The 14,246-nt window shown below is 75.4% G+C and carries 13 protein-coding genes; 10 read left to right on the top strand and 3 right to left on the bottom strand.

The window, feature by feature from the left end; all coding sequences use genetic code 11:
- The first annotated feature begins 63 nt into the window (after positions 1 to 63).
- Complete coding sequence (locus tag PSED_RS10665) at positions 64 to 684, top strand: MarR family transcriptional regulator (RefSeq protein ID WP_013674251.1); 621 nt, start codon at positions 64 to 66, stop codon at positions 682 to 684.
- Entirely contained in the window at positions 681 to 3,146 is a 2,466-nt protein-coding gene (locus PSED_RS10660) for a pyruvate, phosphate dikinase (RefSeq protein WP_013674250.1), read from the top strand. The genes PSED_RS10665 and PSED_RS10660 overlap by 4 nt, the downstream gene beginning before the upstream one ends.
- 38 nt (positions 3,147 to 3,184) lie before the next feature.
- Here PSED_RS10660 and PSED_RS10655 read toward each other — a convergent pair whose 3' ends face one another.
- The 3 genes from PSED_RS10655 to PSED_RS10645 are packed head-to-tail and all read right to left on the bottom strand — an operon-like array spanning position 3,185 to position 5,902.
- On the bottom strand, positions 3,185 to 3,928 hold the full coding sequence (locus PSED_RS10655; protein ID WP_013674249.1) for a tyrosine-protein phosphatase: 744 nt from the start codon (positions 3,926 to 3,928) through the stop codon (positions 3,185 to 3,187).
- Complete coding sequence (locus tag PSED_RS10650) at positions 3,925 to 4,887, bottom strand: HAD family hydrolase (RefSeq protein ID WP_013674248.1); 963 nt, start codon at positions 4,885 to 4,887, stop codon at positions 3,925 to 3,927. The genes PSED_RS10655 and PSED_RS10650 overlap by 4 nt, the downstream gene beginning before the upstream one ends.
- 7 nt (positions 4,888 to 4,894) lie before the next feature.
- The gene (locus tag PSED_RS10645) at positions 4,895 to 5,902 is read right to left on the bottom strand and encodes a DUF7064 domain-containing protein (RefSeq protein WP_013674247.1); all 1,008 of its coding nucleotides are present in this window, start codon (positions 5,900 to 5,902) and stop codon (positions 4,895 to 4,897) included.
- A gap of 195 nt (positions 5,903 to 6,097) precedes the next feature.
- On the opposite strand from PSED_RS10645, the gene PSED_RS10640 reads away from it, so the two are divergent.
- The 8 genes from PSED_RS10640 (at position 6,098) to PSED_RS10605 (ending at position 14,243) form a co-directional block, all read left to right on the top strand.
- Entirely contained in the window at positions 6,098 to 6,391 is a 294-nt protein-coding gene (locus tag PSED_RS10640) for a EutN/CcmL family microcompartment protein (protein ID WP_013674246.1), read from the top strand.
- A gap of 38 nt (positions 6,392 to 6,429) precedes the next feature.
- A complete protein-coding gene (locus PSED_RS10635; protein ID WP_013674245.1) occupies positions 6,430 to 6,759 on the top strand; it encodes a BMC domain-containing protein in 330 nt (109 codons plus the stop codon).
- Positions 6,760 to 6,843: 84 nt separating this feature from the next.
- Positions 6,844 to 8,232 carry an aldehyde dehydrogenase family protein gene (locus tag PSED_RS10630; RefSeq protein WP_013674244.1) on the top strand — a complete coding sequence of 463 codons (1,389 nt, stop codon included), beginning with the start codon at positions 6,844 to 6,846 and terminating at the stop codon, positions 8,230 to 8,232.
- Positions 8,233 to 9,099, top strand: a complete 867-nt coding sequence (eutJ, locus tag PSED_RS10625; protein ID WP_013674243.1) for an ethanolamine utilization protein EutJ — start codon at positions 8,233 to 8,235, stop codon at positions 9,097 to 9,099. It abuts the gene before it with no gap.
- Positions 9,096 to 9,737, top strand: a complete 642-nt coding sequence (locus tag PSED_RS10620) for a BMC domain-containing protein (protein ID WP_013674242.1) — start codon at positions 9,096 to 9,098, stop codon at positions 9,735 to 9,737. The genes eutJ and PSED_RS10620 overlap by 4 nt, the downstream gene beginning before the upstream one ends.
- On the top strand, positions 9,734 to 11,026 hold the full coding sequence (locus tag PSED_RS10615; RefSeq protein WP_013674241.1) for a malate dehydrogenase: 1,293 nt from the start codon (positions 9,734 to 9,736) through the stop codon (positions 11,024 to 11,026). Before PSED_RS10620 ends, PSED_RS10615 begins: the two co-directional genes overlap by 4 nt.
- On the top strand, positions 11,023 to 12,057 hold the full coding sequence (locus PSED_RS10610; RefSeq protein WP_013674240.1) for an alcohol dehydrogenase catalytic domain-containing protein: 1,035 nt from the start codon (positions 11,023 to 11,025) through the stop codon (positions 12,055 to 12,057). Before PSED_RS10615 ends, PSED_RS10610 begins: the two co-directional genes overlap by 4 nt.
- A gap of 17 nt (positions 12,058 to 12,074) precedes the next feature.
- Entirely contained in the window at positions 12,075 to 14,243 is a 2,169-nt protein-coding gene (locus tag PSED_RS10605; protein ID WP_013674239.1) for a helix-turn-helix domain-containing protein, read from the top strand.
- The last annotated feature ends 3 nt before the right edge of the window (positions 14,244 to 14,246 follow it).

The following is a 14,246-nucleotide window of genomic DNA, read 5'->3' as shown; positions in this document are numbered from 1 at the left end:
CCCCACCACCGGGCGGCGCGGCGGACCCCGCCGCGCCGCCCGGTCCGGCGTGAAGGACACCTGATGACCGCACTCGCCTCCGACAAGACCGACTACGACGTCCTCAACACCGTCGCGCTGAAGAAGATGGCGACCCCCCAGGTCGTGGCCGAGGCCTGCGGGCTGCCCCGGACCGAGGTCGAGGCCGCACTGGACCGGCTGGCCGCGCAGGGGCTGCTCGTCGTTGCGGGCGGCGCCGCGCTGCCGACCGACGAGGCCGAGCCCGCGCTCGCCGCGGCCGCCGCCCGGCGCTACGGCGCGGTGCGCGCCGACGCCGAGGTGGGCGGGCTCGTCGAGCGGTTCGAGACCGTCAACTCGCAGTTCCTCACCACGATGTCGTCCTGGCAGCAGGTCGACGTCGGCGGCCGCAAGGTGGCCAACGACCACTCCGACGCCGAGTACGACGACAAGGTCATCGCACGGTTGGACAAGCTGATCGCGCGGCTCGGCCCCCTGCTCGAGGCACTCGCGGGCCACGACGCGCGGTTCGGCACCTACCCGGCCCGCTTCCGGTCCGCGCTGGAGCGCATCGACCGGGGCGAGCACGAGTACGTCTCGTCCCCGACGCTGGACTCCGTGCACAACGTCTGGTTCGAGTTCCACGAGGACCTGCTGCGCACGCTGGGCCGGGAACGGACGGAATGACCGCCTTCACGCTCGCGTTCGACGAGGCCGATCCCGCGGACGTCGACCGGCTCGGCGGCAAGGGCAGCGGCCTCGCCCGGATGACGCGCCAGGGCCTGCGCGTCCCGGCCGGCTACGTGATCGGCACCGACGCGTGCCGCGCCTACCTGGGCACCAGGACCCTTCCCGACGGCCTCGCCGACGAGGTCCTCGCCCGGCTCGCCGCACTCGAGGCCCGGACCGGCAAGACCTTCGGCGGCGGGCCCGTCCCGCTGCTGCTCTCGGTCCGGTCGGGCGCCCCGGTCTCCATGCCGGGGATGATGGACACCATCCTCAACCTCGGGCTCGACCGCACGGCCGCCGTCGCGCTCGCCGAGGCCACCGGTGACAGCCGCTTCGTCGCCGACGTGGTCGCCCGCTTCCACGCGATGTACGCCGAGACCGTCCTCGGCGCCCTGGATCCCGGTGCCGGGATCGGCGACCTCGTGGCCGACGTCGGCCCCCGCGACGACGCCGGCGCGGTGTACGACCGCGTCTGGGCGGCGTGCGAGGCGGCGCTCGCCGACGACACCGGCGACTCCGTTCCCGCCGACCCGCGCGCCCAGCTCGTCGGCGCGGTCGAGGCCGTCTTCCGCTCCTGGAACACCCGCAGGGCCCGCACGTACCGGGACTTCCACAAGATCCCGCACGATCTCGGGACCGCCGTCGTCGTGCAGGCGATGGTCTTCGGCAACCTGTCCGACGACTCCGGCTCCGGCGTCGTGTTCACCCGCAACCCGGTCACGGGCGAGCCGGGCCTGTTCGGCGAGTATCTCGCGCACAGCCAGGGCGAGGACGTCGTCGCCGGGACCCGGACCCCCGACCCGGTCACCGAGGCGCTGGCCCCCGACCTGCTCGCCGAGCTGCGCGCGACGTGCTCCGAGCTGGAACGCGCGCAGGGCGACGTCCTGGACATCGAGTTCACCGTCGAGCGCTCGACGCTCTACCTGCTGCAGGTGCGCAGCGCGAAACGCACCCCGGAGGCCGCCGTCCGGATCGCCGCCGACATCGTCGCCGAAGGGCTCACGACGCCCGCGACCGCGCTCCGGGGGGTCTCCGTCGAGCAGGTGCGGCAGGTGCAGCGGCCCGGATTCGCCGACACCGACGTCGAGCGGGCGCGCTCCGCCGGACGCCTGTTGACGACGGGCATCGGCGCCTGCCCCGGCCAGGTCAGCGGCGTGCTCGTGCTCGACCCCGACCGGGCGGGCGAGCGGGCCGCCGGCGGCGAGGACGTCGTGCTGGCGCGGACCGTCACCAGCCCCGCCGACCTGCACGGGATGATCGCCGCGCAGGGCATCGTCACCGCGACGGGCGGTTCGACGAGCCACGCCGCCGTCGTGGCCCGGGCGCTCGGCACGGCCTGCGTCGTCGGCGCGGGCGCGCTGCGCGTCGACGAGGCGGCCCGGACCCTGGAGGTCGACGGGCGCAGGCTGCACGAGGGCGACGACGTCTCCCTCGACGGCTCGACGGGCGAGCTGTTCGCCGGCCGCTTCGCCGTCTCGACCCCGGCCGCCGCCACCGGTGCGCTGGGCGACCTGCTCGGGATCGCCGCCGCCGCGGGGGCGGGCGAGGTGCTGGCCCGGGTCACCCTGCCGGCCGACGTCGACGCCGCCCGGGAGGCCGGCGCCGCAGGTCTGGTCACCGCGATCGACGACGTCCTCGTCGCCACCGGGCACCTCGACGGGCTCGTCGCGCACCTGCTCGCCGACGGCGGCGTCGAGGCGCTCGACGGTGTCGCCGACCTCGTCGCGCAGGAGTTCGCCCCGGTCCTCGCGGCGGCGGGCGACGTCGAGGTCGGGGTCCGCGCGATCGACCTCGTCGCCGACGAGGCCCGGGAGCTGCTGCAGCAGACCGCCGTCACGACGCGGCACCCGGAGCTGACCGTGCCGCTCGGCCGCCCCGCGCTGGTGGAGGCGCAGCTGCGCGGGCTCGAACGCGCCGTCGAGAAGGCGGGCGGGGCGCCGCGGGTGCACCTGGCCGTCCGGCACGTCTCCGACGCCGCCGAGGCGACCGCGCTGCGCGAGCTGGGCCGCGGCGCCGCGGTGGGGGTGGGCGCCTACGTCACGGGCCCCCGGGCGGCGTTCGCCGCCGAGGCGATCGCGGCCGCGGCCGACGTGCTGTGGGTCGAGGTGCGGACGTTGCAGGCCGCGGTGTTCGGCATCCCTGCCCGGCACCTGCTGACGGCCGAGCCGCTCGACGGCTACGTCCGCCGCGGGCTGCTCTCCTGCGACCCGCGGACCACCCTGGACCCCGCGGTCGCGGACCTGCTGGTCCGCGTCGCGGCGGCGCAGGAGGCCGGCTGCCGGGTGGGCATGCGGCTGTCGGGGCAGGTGTCGGAGGAGATGGTCGCGCAGCTGCACGGGCTGGGCTTCCGGCGGTTCGCCGTCGACGCCGCCGAGGTCCGGCCGCTGCTGCTGGCGCTCGGCAAGGCCGCGCTGCAGTAGGCCTGGCGGCAGCCGGGCGACCCGGCCCCGCTCGGCCGCTACGCGGCGGCGAGCAGACCCGCGCGGAGCCGGGCGATCTCCTGGTCGCTGATGCCGCGTTCGCGCGCCCAGTCGCGGGCGCCGCCGAAACGCGCGTCGAGCTCGGCGAGGAAGCCGCGGATGGTGTACTCGAGCGCGTCGTAGACCTCGGCGGGCACCGTCGCCATGTGGTCGCGGTAGCGCGGCCAGCCGAGGAACCGCTCCTTGATGCGCGGCATGTTGAGCCCGGACCGCAGGTAGTCGGCGACGATGTCCTCGTCGTCGACCCCGAGCAGCCGCAGCAGCAGGGCGACGACGAGACCCGTGCGGTCCTTGCCGGCCGCGCAGTGCAGCAGCACGGGTCGCCCGGCCATCGCCGCGACGATGCGCACGACCGTCGACAGCACCGAGCCCGGCGACTCCAGGTGCTCGACGTAGAAGCGCAGGCTCTGCTCGTGCGCGGGAAGGTCGGAGACGGGCAGGTCGCGCAGCGGGGCGTTGAGGTAGCTGACCGGCACCTCGGCCATGGGGCCGCGGCCCTCGGACACGGCTTCCGGCCCGATCCGCAGGTCGACGATGAGCTCGAGCCGCAGCCGGTCGGTGAGGTGGGAGACGTCTGCGGGGGTGAGCGCCTGCAGGGTGTCGCTGCGGAAGAGCACACCCCTGCGGACGTGCAGGTCCTCCCCCGCGCGCAGGCCGCCGAGATCGCGGAAGTTGAACGCGCCGACGAGCCCGCCCGCGGCGTCCGACAACGAGCCGGTCATCGCCCCACCACCCGCCGGACGGCGTCGAGCAGCTCCGCGTCGACGGCGGCGGCCCGCGCCGGCGTGGCGGCGGGCGCGGGCGGGGCGTCAGGAGGAGTGCGGGGCGCGGCGACAGGAGTGAGCGGCGCGGCGGCGCGGCGCCGCGCGCGGCGCGTCTCGGCGGCACGGGCGCGCTCGGCGTCGGTCCCTCGTGAGTGGCGAGGGTCGCCATGGCGACCCTCGCCACTCACAGCGGCGCAGGCGCCGGTCGCGGGCGTCGCGGCGGCGTCGCCCAGCAGGTGCGCGGTGATCTCCTGCGGCCACAGCGCGACGAACTCCGCCCCGGCCGCGGTGAGCTCCTCGACGCTGTGCATCCCCCACGCCACGCCGACCACCCGGATCCCGACCTCCAGCCCGTCGCGGACGTCGCCCGCGGTGTCGGTGACGAGCACCGTGGCGGCCGGGCCGGGCACCGGGCGCGCGTCGGCCTCGTCGTAGTCGGCGGCGCACCGACGGCCGAAGCCGCTGCCCGGGTCGGCGAGGAACGTGCGCATGGCGGTGCGCTTGTCGGGGGTGACGTCGCCACCGAAGACGTGGGCGAAGCAGAACGCCAGGTCGTTGGTGGTCAGCACCCGCCGGAGCACCTGCATGGCGTTGGACGACATCACGGCCAGCGTCGTCTCCGAGGCGAGCCGGCGCACCACCTCGGCGACCCCGGGCACGAGCGGCGGGGTGTACTCGGCGCGCAGCAGGTGCAGGAAGTCCTCGCGGACGAGGGCGGCGTGCGCCTCGTCGCGGCACAGCTTCGCGATCGAGTCGTAGATGTTGCCGCGGAACAGGTCGAAGTACTTCTCGGGCTCGTCGACGCCCAGGTCGTGGCGCCGGTTGAGCTTCTCGAAGACCTCCCAGGACGCGACCCGCGTCTGGACGAGCGTCCCGTCCAGGTCGAAGATCACCGCCTGGACGGGCGGCGGGCTCACCGTGGGCTCACGCGCGCGTGCCCGCCGCGGCGGCGTGCACGCGGTCGTAGACCCGACCCAGCTCCCCCATGCCGACGAAGTCCATGCACTCGCCGTGGGCGGTGCGGCCGTCGAGGGTCCAGCGCAGCAGGCTGTTGTGGCCGACGACGCCGGGCTGGGACTGCCACGGGAACGTCGTCAGCGCGTCGCCGACGGCCTCCCAGGTGCGGCCGTCGGCGTCGGACACGGTGATCTCGATGTGCTCGGGGTAGAGGCCGGACCGGGTCGTCTCCCCCGACCCGGACGCGAGACCCCGGACGACGCCGTTGTCGAGGACGTAGCCGTGGGTCATCGTCAGCGGCGACGGACCGTCGGGGCCGTTCGCGGTGTCGAAGTCGAACAGGGCGTGCAGCGCGAGGTCGGGTCCGACGTGGGCGTGCATCCAGCTCAGCCGCGACGTCTGGCGCTCGGCGCGCACGCCCCAGCTGTGGTCCATGGTGGACACGCAGTCGATCGGCGTCGTCACGCCGCGCAGCCGGATCTCGCCCTCGAACCGGCCGGTCTGGTCGAAGTGCCCGGCGTAGGCGTGGCCCCAGGTCAGGTCCATGTCCCGGCCGGCGGCCCGGGGATCCTGGTCGGGGTCGTTGATGTCGTAGGGCTCCATGAGCGCGGTGTAGCGGAAGTGCAGCTCCAGATCGGCCGCGGCGTCGGAGTAGTCGACGTCCCAGACCTTGTTCGGCTCGGAGCAGACGACGTGCAGGCCGTTGGCGAGCGTGTAGTCGAGCAGGCTCGCAGGGGCCACGAGGTGCTCCCAGGCGTCCCAGTAGTCGGCGGCCCACGGCATCGTCACGCGGCGGCTGTTGACCGACACGGTCGAGCCGACGACGCCGAGCGGCTCGCGGAACAGCCCGTAGACGCCGATGTTCATGGGCCGGTCGGTGTCCTGGCCCGCGTAGAGACCGAAGTAGTTCGTCTCGGCCCACAGCGGGTCGTCGCTGGTCGGGGCGTGGAACTGCGCGTCCTCGGGACGGATCACCGATGAACCTCCTCGCGCGGGGCGTCGTGTCCGGACCAGTCTGGCCGGTCCGGCCCGCGCAGCCAGTGCGTCGCAGGACAACGGCACCCGGCGACGTTGTCCGTGCGGGATAAGGCAGCCGGCGGGCGGGCCGCCCTACTGTCCGGCCAGCGGAGCCGCCCGGCGCGGTCCGCCGACCGACGGGGGTGACCGGGCATGCAGCTGGCCAAGGTGCTGGGCCAGGTCGTCTCGACGGTGAAGGACCCCGGGCTCGAGCGGTTCACCCTGCTGCTGGTGCAGGACGCCGCCGGCGCCGACCCCGAGCAGACGCGCGGCACGGCGTACGTGGCCGTGGACACCGTCGGCGCCGGGGTGGGCGAGGTGGTCCTCGTCGCGACCGGGGGCGCCGCACGGGTCGCCGCCGGTGCCGACGCCCCCACCGACCGGGCGGTCGTCGCCATCGCCGACACCGTGATCCGCTCGGGAACCGTGAGCTACCGCAAGGCCTGAGCCGCCCGAGCACTCAGCACACCGACATGGAGGACGACATGGCGACCACCGCCGCGGGAACCCCTGCCGCACCATCGACGCCGCGCGGCGCGCTGGGCCTGATCGAGACCAAGGGCCTGGTCGGTGCCATCGAGGCGGCCGACGCGATGGTCAAGGCCGCGAACGTGCAGATCGTCGGCCACCGCGAGATCGGCGGCGGCCTGGTGACGGTCATGGTCCGTGGCGACGTCGGCGCGGTGAAGGCCGCCACCGACGCCGGGGCGGTGGCCGCGGGCAAGGCGGGCGAGGTCGTGTCCGTGCACGTCATCCCGCGCCCGCACGACGAGACCGAGGGCATCCTCGCCGTCCTCACCCGCCCGAAGGGCTGACCCGCGCAGAGGTGGCGGGCGCCGGCGCGCGGCGACCCGCTGCCCCGCCGCGCCCGCAGTTCCGTCCGACCTCCGAGGTGGGAGATGACCGCAGCACTGGACGCCGATCTGGCCGGCCTCGCGGACGTCCGCGTGAAGGCCCGGGCCGCGCGGCGCGCGTTCGAGCAGCTCGACGGCACCGACCAGGACACGCTCGACGGCTACGTGCGGGCGATGGCCCGGGCCGGCACCGCCGCGGCCGAGGAGCTGGCCCGGCTCGCCGTCGACGAGACCGGGTACGGCGTCTACGAGCACAAGATCCACAAGAACCGCTACAACACCGGGTTCGTCGCGCGCTGGATGCTGCAGCGCCGGGCCGTCGGCGTCCTGTGGGTCGACGACGAGGCGCGGGTGACGGCCGTCGGCTGCCCGATGGGCGTCATCGCCGGGATCATCCCGGTGACCAACCCGACGTCGACGGCGCTGTTCAAGTGCCTGGCCGCGGTGAAGTCCGGCAACGCGGTCGTGCTCGCGCCGCATCCGCGGGCGGCCCGCTGCACGTTGCGCGCCGCGGAGATCATGGCCGCGGCCGCGACGCGGGCCGGTGCCCCGGAGGGGCTGATCTCCTGCCTGGAGAACCCGACGCTGCCCGCGACCCGGGAACTGATGAGCCGCCGGGAGATCGCGCTCGTGCTCGCGACGGGCGGCCCGGGCATGGTCCGGGCCGCGTACTCGAGCGGCAAGCCGACGATCGCCGTCGGCGCCGGGAACGTGCCGGCCTACGTCGGGGCCAGCGTGCCCGACCCGGCCGAGGCCGCCGAGATGATCATCACGTCGAAGTCGTTCGACAACGGGACCGCCTGCGTCGCCGAGCAGTCCGTCGTCGTCGCCGACGCGGTCGCACCCGCATTCCTGGCCGAGTTCGAGGCCCGCGGCGCGTACTGGATGAACGCCCCGCAGCAGGCCGCGCTGGTCCGCGTGCTGTTCGACGACCGCGGCGCGCTGCGTCCCGACGCGGTGGGGCAGACCGCACTCCGGCTGGCCGAGCTGGCCGGGTTCGCCGTGCCGTCGACGACGCGGGTCCTCGCGTGCGAGCTCGACCGCGTCGGCGCGGACACCCCGCTCTCGCGGGAGATCCTCGGCCCGGTGCTGTCGGTCTACCGGGTGCCCGACGCAGCGGCCGGGCTGCGCCGGTGCCGCGAGATCCTCGCCCTCGACGGCGAGGGCCACACCACCGCGGTGCACGCGTCGTCGCCCGAGGAGATCGCGCCGTTCGGGGCGCTGCCCGCGGGGCGGATCGTCGTCAACACCCCGGCGCTGTTCGGCGGCATGGGCTTCTCGACCGAGGTCGACCCCTCCTTCCAGCTGGGCACCGGGACGTGGAGCGGGTCGATCTGCTCGGACAACGTCACGCCGCTGCACCTGATCAACATCAAGCGGATCGCGCACGAGGTCCGGCCGTGGCGCACGGTCTACGACCCGGTGGAGCTGTAGATGCCGCTCCTGACGACGTGCAGCGCGATCCCGGCGACGCGCTCCCTCCTGGAGCGGGCGGCCGCGGTCGCCGCGCTGGCGGGCGGCGATCCGGACGCGGCCGGCGCCGCGCGGGCCGCGACGGCGTTGCGGGTCGGCGTCGACCTCGGCACGGCGACCTGCGTGCTCGTCGTCCTCGCGACCGGCCCCGACGGCCGGGATCGGCCGGTGTGGGTCGACGGCAGGCCGTCGGGGGCGCTGGCCGACGGGGTCGTCGTCGACTTCGCCCGGGCCGTCGCCACGGTCCGCGACCTGCGCGATGCCGCTCGCGTCGCGCTGCGCACCGAGCTGCCGGCGGCCGCGACCGCCCATCCCCCGTGCGTCCCGGCCGCCGACGCCCGCGCCTGCACGTTCGTGTGCGAGGCGGCCGGGTTCGACGAGGTGGCGCTCGTCGACGAGGTCGGCGCCGCCCAGCGGACGCTGGGCCTGCGCGACGGGGTCGTCGTCGACGTGGGCGGCGGGTCGACCGGCGTCGGCGTCTACCGCGCCGGCGAGCTCGTGGCGCTCGACGACCGGCCGGGGGGCGGCCACCATCTCGACCTCGTGCTCGCCGGCGCGCTCGGCCTCGCGCTGGAGGACGCCGAGCCGTACAAGCGCGCCCATCCCGGCGAGGCGTTGCCCGTGCTCGTGCCGGGTTTGCAGCGGATCGCGGAGAACGTGCGCGCGCTGACCGCCGGGCACGAGGACCTCCCGCTGCACCTCGCGGGCGGCGCACTGATGATCCCCGGCGCGGGCGACGTGCTGGCCGGCTACCTGGAGCGAACCGTCGTGACGTACCCGCACGCGCTGCTGATCACCCCGGTCGGGATCGCGAGGTCGGCACCGTGACCCCGCAGAACCCGGCGCCGACGCTGCGCACCTACGCGTTCGTCGACCGCATGCAGCCGCAGTGCGCCGCACACATCGCCGCCACCAGCCCCGGCGACGTCCCGCTCGCGGGCATGGCCGAGCTGTACATCGAGATGGCCCCCGGCAACGAGGTGTTCCGGGCCGCCGACATCGCGCTCAAGGCGGCAGGCGTGCGGCCGGCGCTGCAGATCATCGAGCGCGAGTTCGGGCTGCTGGAGATCCACTCCGAGCAGCAGGCGGAGGTGCTCGCGTCGGGGCAGGCGGTGCTCGACGAGCTGGGGCTGACCGAGGCCGACCGGATCCGCCCGACGATCGCGTCGACGCAGTTCATCACGAACGTCCACCCCTACCAGGCGCAGCTGCTCAACAAGTGGCGCAAGGGATCCATGCTGATGCCCGGGCAGAGCCTGTTCGTCATGGAGGTCGCTCCGGCCGCCTACATCTCGGTCGCGGCGAACGAGGCGGAGAAGGCCGCGTCGATCACCGTGATCGAGCTGCGCGCGGTGGGCCGGTTCGGCCGGATGTTCCTGTCGGGCACCGAGAGCGAGGTGCAGACCGCGCGGGACGCGGCCGTCGCCGCGCTCGAGGGCATGCACGGCCGGGAGGACCGGCGATGACGGTGTGGGGTGCGGCGGCCGTCGACGAGGCGGTCGCGGGCGGGGCCGGGGTCGTGCACGTCGGGACCCGCGACGTCGTCACCCCGCTGGCCCGGGAACGGGCCCGGGAGCTGGGCGTGGAGATCGTGGTCGGCTCCCCTGCACCGCCGTCGGCCGCCGCACGAGGCGCGCGACCCGCGGCGCCCGCCCAGGTCCGTCCGCTCCCCGACCCAGCCGCGGTGTCGGCCCGGCTCGGTTCCGCGCCGCGGCCGGTGCGCCCGCCCTCCGGGGCGCTCTACCGCCGCGGCGCCCCGATCGGCCGGTCCTCCCGTCGCTCGTCGGCCCCTCCTGGCCGCGGTGCGCCGGGCGGGCGGGTCGGGCGGGTCGTCGTGGTGGGGGCCGGGAACGTCGGCATGATCGCCGCGATGCGGCTCGCCGACGCCGACGCGTTCGACGAGGTCGTGCTCGTCGACATCGACGAGGGCCGCGCGACCGGGATCGCGCTGGACCTCACCCACACCGCCGCACTGAGCGGGTTCACCACCCGCGTCCGCGGGGTCGGCACGGTCGAGGAGGCGGGCCGGGCCGACTACGTCGTCCTCACCGCCGGACGCCCCCGCACGCCGGGGATGAGCCGCTCGGACCTCATCGCGACGAACGCGGAGATCGTCGGCGACATCGCGTCCCGGCTCGCGCGGACCTCCCCCGACGCGGTGCTCGTCGTCGTGACCAACCCGCTGGACGAGATGACCCAGCACGCGTGGGTGTCGTCGGGGTTCCCGGCGCAGCGGGTCGTCGGCATGGCCGGGGTGCTCGACACCGCACGGTTCCAGGCGCTGGCGTCCCTGGCCGGGGCCGGACCCGCCGAGGTCGTCGGCGCGTGGGCGCTGGGCAGCCACGGCGAGGAGATGGTCGTCCCGTTGTCGCAGGCCACCGCGGATGGCCGGCCGATTCTGGAGCGGGTCGGCCCGGCCGACCTCGACGCGACCGTCGACCGGACGCGGGGTTCGGGCGCGGAGGTCGTCGGGCTGCTGCGGTCGGGCAGCGCGTTCATGGCCCCCGGCACGTCGGCGGCCCGGATGGTGCTGGCCATGGTCGCCGACCGCGGCGAGGTCATGCCCGCCGCGGTCCTGGCCGACGGCAGCTACGGCATCCGGGACGTCTACGTCGGCCTGCCCGCCCGCCTCGGCCGCGGCGGCGTGCAGGGCATCGTCGAGCTCGACCTGCGTCCCGCCGAGCTCGCCGCCCTGCGGGAGGCGGCCGAACGCATCCGGGAGCGGCTCGGCGCGTTGGCGGCGACCCCGACATGAAGGCCGTGCTCTTCGCCGGGGACGGGACGGTGCGCGTCGAGTCGGTCGCGGAGCCGATCGTCGTCGATCCCGGCGACGCGATCGTGCGGGTGCGCCGGGCCGCGGTGTGCGGCACCGACCTGCACGCCGTCGCGCACGGCGAGCACCTGCCCCGCGGCAGCGTGCTGGGCCACGAGTTCGTCGGAGAGGTCGTCGGGACGGGACCGGCGGTGCAGGGCCACACGGTCGGGGACCTCGTCGTCGGCGCGGACTTCACCGCGTGCGGGACGTGCTGGTGGTGCCGCCGCGGCGACCACTGGGAGTGCCCGCAGCGGCGGTTCTTCGGCACCGGCTCCGCCTACGGCCCGCCGCTGGCCGGGAGCCAGGCCGAGTTCGTCCGCGTCCCGTTCGCCGACACGGTGCTGCGCCCGGTGCCGGCCGGGATCGGGCTCGACGCGGCCGTGTTCCTCGGCGACACCCTCGCCACCGGCTACGCGGCGGTCCGCCGCGCGGGGCTCACCCCCGGCGACACGGTCGTCGTGCTCGGGGGCGGGCCGGTCGGCCAGCTGACCAGCCTGGCGGCGCAGGCGTGCGGCGCGGGGACGGTGGTCGTCGTCGAACCGGTCGACGCCCGCCGCGAGCTCGCCGCCCGCGAGGGCGCCGTCGTCGCAGACCCGGCCGGGGCTCGCGCGACCGTGGCCGGGCTGACCGACGGCCGCGGCGCCGACGCGGTGATCGACGCCGTCGGCGGCCCGCGCGGCCTCGACACGGCGTTCACGCTGGTCAGACGGCGCGGCACCATCGTGTCCGTCGGCGTGCACACCGAGCCCGAGTTCGCGCTGCCCGTCGCCAGGGCCTTCGCCGACGAGCTCACGCTGCGGTTCGCGATCGGCGACCTCATGCGCGACGGCGAGGCGCTCGTCGCGCTCGTGGCGTCCGGTGTGCTGGACCCGACGGTCGTCGCGACGCAGACGGTCCCGCTCGACGACGTCCCCGACGCGTACCGGGCGATGGCCGCGCGACGTACGCTCAAGTCCCTGATCGCGACCTGACGGGGCCGGGGGGTGAGATGACACCAGCCGAATCCCGGCGGCTCACCGTCGCCGGCCCGCCGGGCCTCGCCACCCTGCTGGAGTCGCTGCCCGCGGACCTCGCCGCCGCGGCGGGAGAGGTCGCCGCGCGCGCGTCGCTACTGGTCGGGACGGCGGTCAGCGTCGCCTGGTGGTCCGACACCGGCTGGACCGCGCTCGCCGGACCCGGGACGGGGATCGCGGGCCTGCCGCGGGGCGGTCCGTCGCCGTGCGCGCCCGTCGAGCGCCGCGGGCTGGTCATCCCGGCCGGGGCGGCCGTCGCGCTGTGCTGGGACCCGGGGACCGACGTCGAGCCCGGCGCGTGGCAGCTGCTGCGGCAGGCGTGCGTCTGGCTCTCCCTCGTGCTCGCGGACTCGTCGGCCACGGGCCGGGTGCAGGACGCCGACGCCGAGGCCGAGGCGGTGCGCGACGTCGTCGCCCAGCTGCTGTCGGCGCGCGACGTCGACCAGGCGCTGCACACCATCGCCGAGCGGACGCTGCGGCTGCTGGACTCCGACATCTGCGGGGTCATGCTGCGCGAGGACGACGTCGTGCGGATGCGGGCGTGCGTCGGCAACCGGGTCGCCGAGACGGCCCGGCTCCGGATGCACCGCGGCCAGGGCGTCGCCGGCCTGGTGTTCCTCACCGGCGAGCCCGCCAAGGTCGACTCCTACCTCGAGGACGAGACGATCAGCCAGGACTTCATGTCGCTGGCCGAGAAGGAGGCGACGCGGTCGGCGCTGGCCGTCCCGCTCCGTCTGCAGGGCGAGTTCGTCGGGGTGCTGGAGGTCTGGCGGCGCCGCCGGTCGATCTTCACCGAGCGCGACGTGCGCCGCATGGTGACCCTCGCCGACTTCGCGACCGTCGCCATCGACAACGCCCGGCTGCACGACGAGCAGGCCGCCGCCACCGCCGACGCCGAACGCGCCCGCGACGCGCTGCAGCACCAGGTGTCGGTGCTCGATCGCAGCTCACGGCTGCAGCACAGTTTGCTGACGACCGTCGTCGAGGGTGGCGGCCTGCCCGCGATCATGCGCGCGGTCGCGACCGAGCTGGACTGCGAGATCGGCGTGTACGGCCCCGACGGCACCCTGCTCGCCGCACACAGCGGCCGCAGGCTGGTGTCGTCGCTGCCCGCGACGGTCGGCCGGCCCGCGCGTCGCCGCCGCACCGGCGCCGGTCGCAGCTGGATCCGGCCCGTCTACGCCGACGGCGACGAGGTCGGCCAGGTCGTGCTGCTGCCGGGCGGCGGGTCCGACGAGATGCTGGAGGTCACCGCCGGACAGGTCGCGATGGCCTGCTCGCTGGCGCTGCTGCGCGAACGCGCCGCCAGCCGGGCCCGTGCGGAGGCGATCGAGCAGGTGCTGTGGGACCTGCTGCAGGGACCCGTCGAGCACCGGCTCGCCGCCCGCACCCGGGCCCAGCAGCTGGGTCTGGCCCTGACGGGCGCGCTGCGTGTCGTGCACGGGCGCATCGAGAACGTCGAGGACCTCGCCGCCGAGCACGGCTGGGACACCTCCGGCACCGAACGGCTGCGCCGGCACGTCCTGCGCACGGTCCGCACGCTCGACGACGGGCGCGGGCTGGCGCTGGCCGGCCTGCGCGGGGACCTGCTCGTCGCGATCGCGTCCGACGTCGGGCGGGCCGAGGCGAAGGACCTGGTCACCGCGTTCTCCGCGGCGGTGCGCGCCGACTGGCCGGACCTGCGGATGACCTGGGGAATCAGCCGGGAGCACCGCGACGTCGTCGCCCTGCCGGGGGCGTGGAACGAGGCCCGCACGGCACTGTCGGCGGCCCGGCGGCTGGGCGGGCAGAACGCGTTCCTCTACGAGGAGCTCGGCATCGTGCGGCTGCTGCTCGGCAGCGGCGACGACCCCGACCTCCAGACGTTCATCGAGGACGTGACGGGCCCGCTCGTCGCCTACGACCGTGACAACGACGGTGCCCTGATCCGCACGCTGCGCGCGTTCTTCGACGCCGACTGTTCGCAGCGGCTCGCGGCCGAGCGCCTGTTCGTGCACCACAAGACGTTGCGCTACCGGCTGGAGCGGATCCGCCAGCTCACCGGGCTCGACCTGAGCCGGCACGAGGACCGGATGCGCGCCGACTTCGCGCTGCGGCTGCTGCAGGTCAACCAGACCGCGGGCGACGACGGCGAGACCGGCTGACGG

The organism is Pseudonocardia benzenivorans CB1190, assembly GCF_000196675.2.
In the GTDB taxonomy this organism is placed as follows: Bacteria; Actinomycetota; Actinomycetes; order Mycobacteriales; family Pseudonocardiaceae; genus Pseudonocardia; species Pseudonocardia benzenivorans.
This window is presented reverse-complemented; position numbering and strand designations above follow the sequence as displayed.

Coding starts and splice junctions, on each gene's coding strand:
- PSED_RS10660 (WP_013674250.1), top strand. CDS start 681: ATGACCGCCTTCACGCTCGCGTTCGACGAGGCCGATCCCGCGGACGTC.
- eutJ (WP_013674243.1), top strand. CDS start 8,233: ATGCCGCTCCTGACGACGTGCAGCGCGATCCCGGCGACGCGCTCCCTC.
- PSED_RS10665 (WP_013674251.1), top strand. CDS start 64: ATGACCGCACTCGCCTCCGACAAGACCGACTACGACGTCCTCAACACC.
- PSED_RS10635 (WP_013674245.1), top strand. CDS start 6,430: ATGGCGACCACCGCCGCGGGAACCCCTGCCGCACCATCGACGCCGCGC.
- PSED_RS10610 (WP_013674240.1), top strand. CDS start 11,023: ATGAAGGCCGTGCTCTTCGCCGGGGACGGGACGGTGCGCGTCGAGTCG.
- PSED_RS10615 (WP_013674241.1), top strand. CDS start 9,734: ATGACGGTGTGGGGTGCGGCGGCCGTCGACGAGGCGGTCGCGGGCGGG.
- PSED_RS10655 (WP_013674249.1), bottom strand. CDS start 3,928: ATGACCGGCTCGTTGTCGGACGCCGCGGGCGGGCTCGTCGGCGCGTTC.
- PSED_RS10605 (WP_013674239.1), top strand. CDS start 12,075: ATGACACCAGCCGAATCCCGGCGGCTCACCGTCGCCGGCCCGCCGGGC.
- PSED_RS10630 (WP_013674244.1), top strand. CDS start 6,844: ATGACCGCAGCACTGGACGCCGATCTGGCCGGCCTCGCGGACGTCCGC.
- PSED_RS10640 (WP_013674246.1), top strand. CDS start 6,098: ATGCAGCTGGCCAAGGTGCTGGGCCAGGTCGTCTCGACGGTGAAGGAC.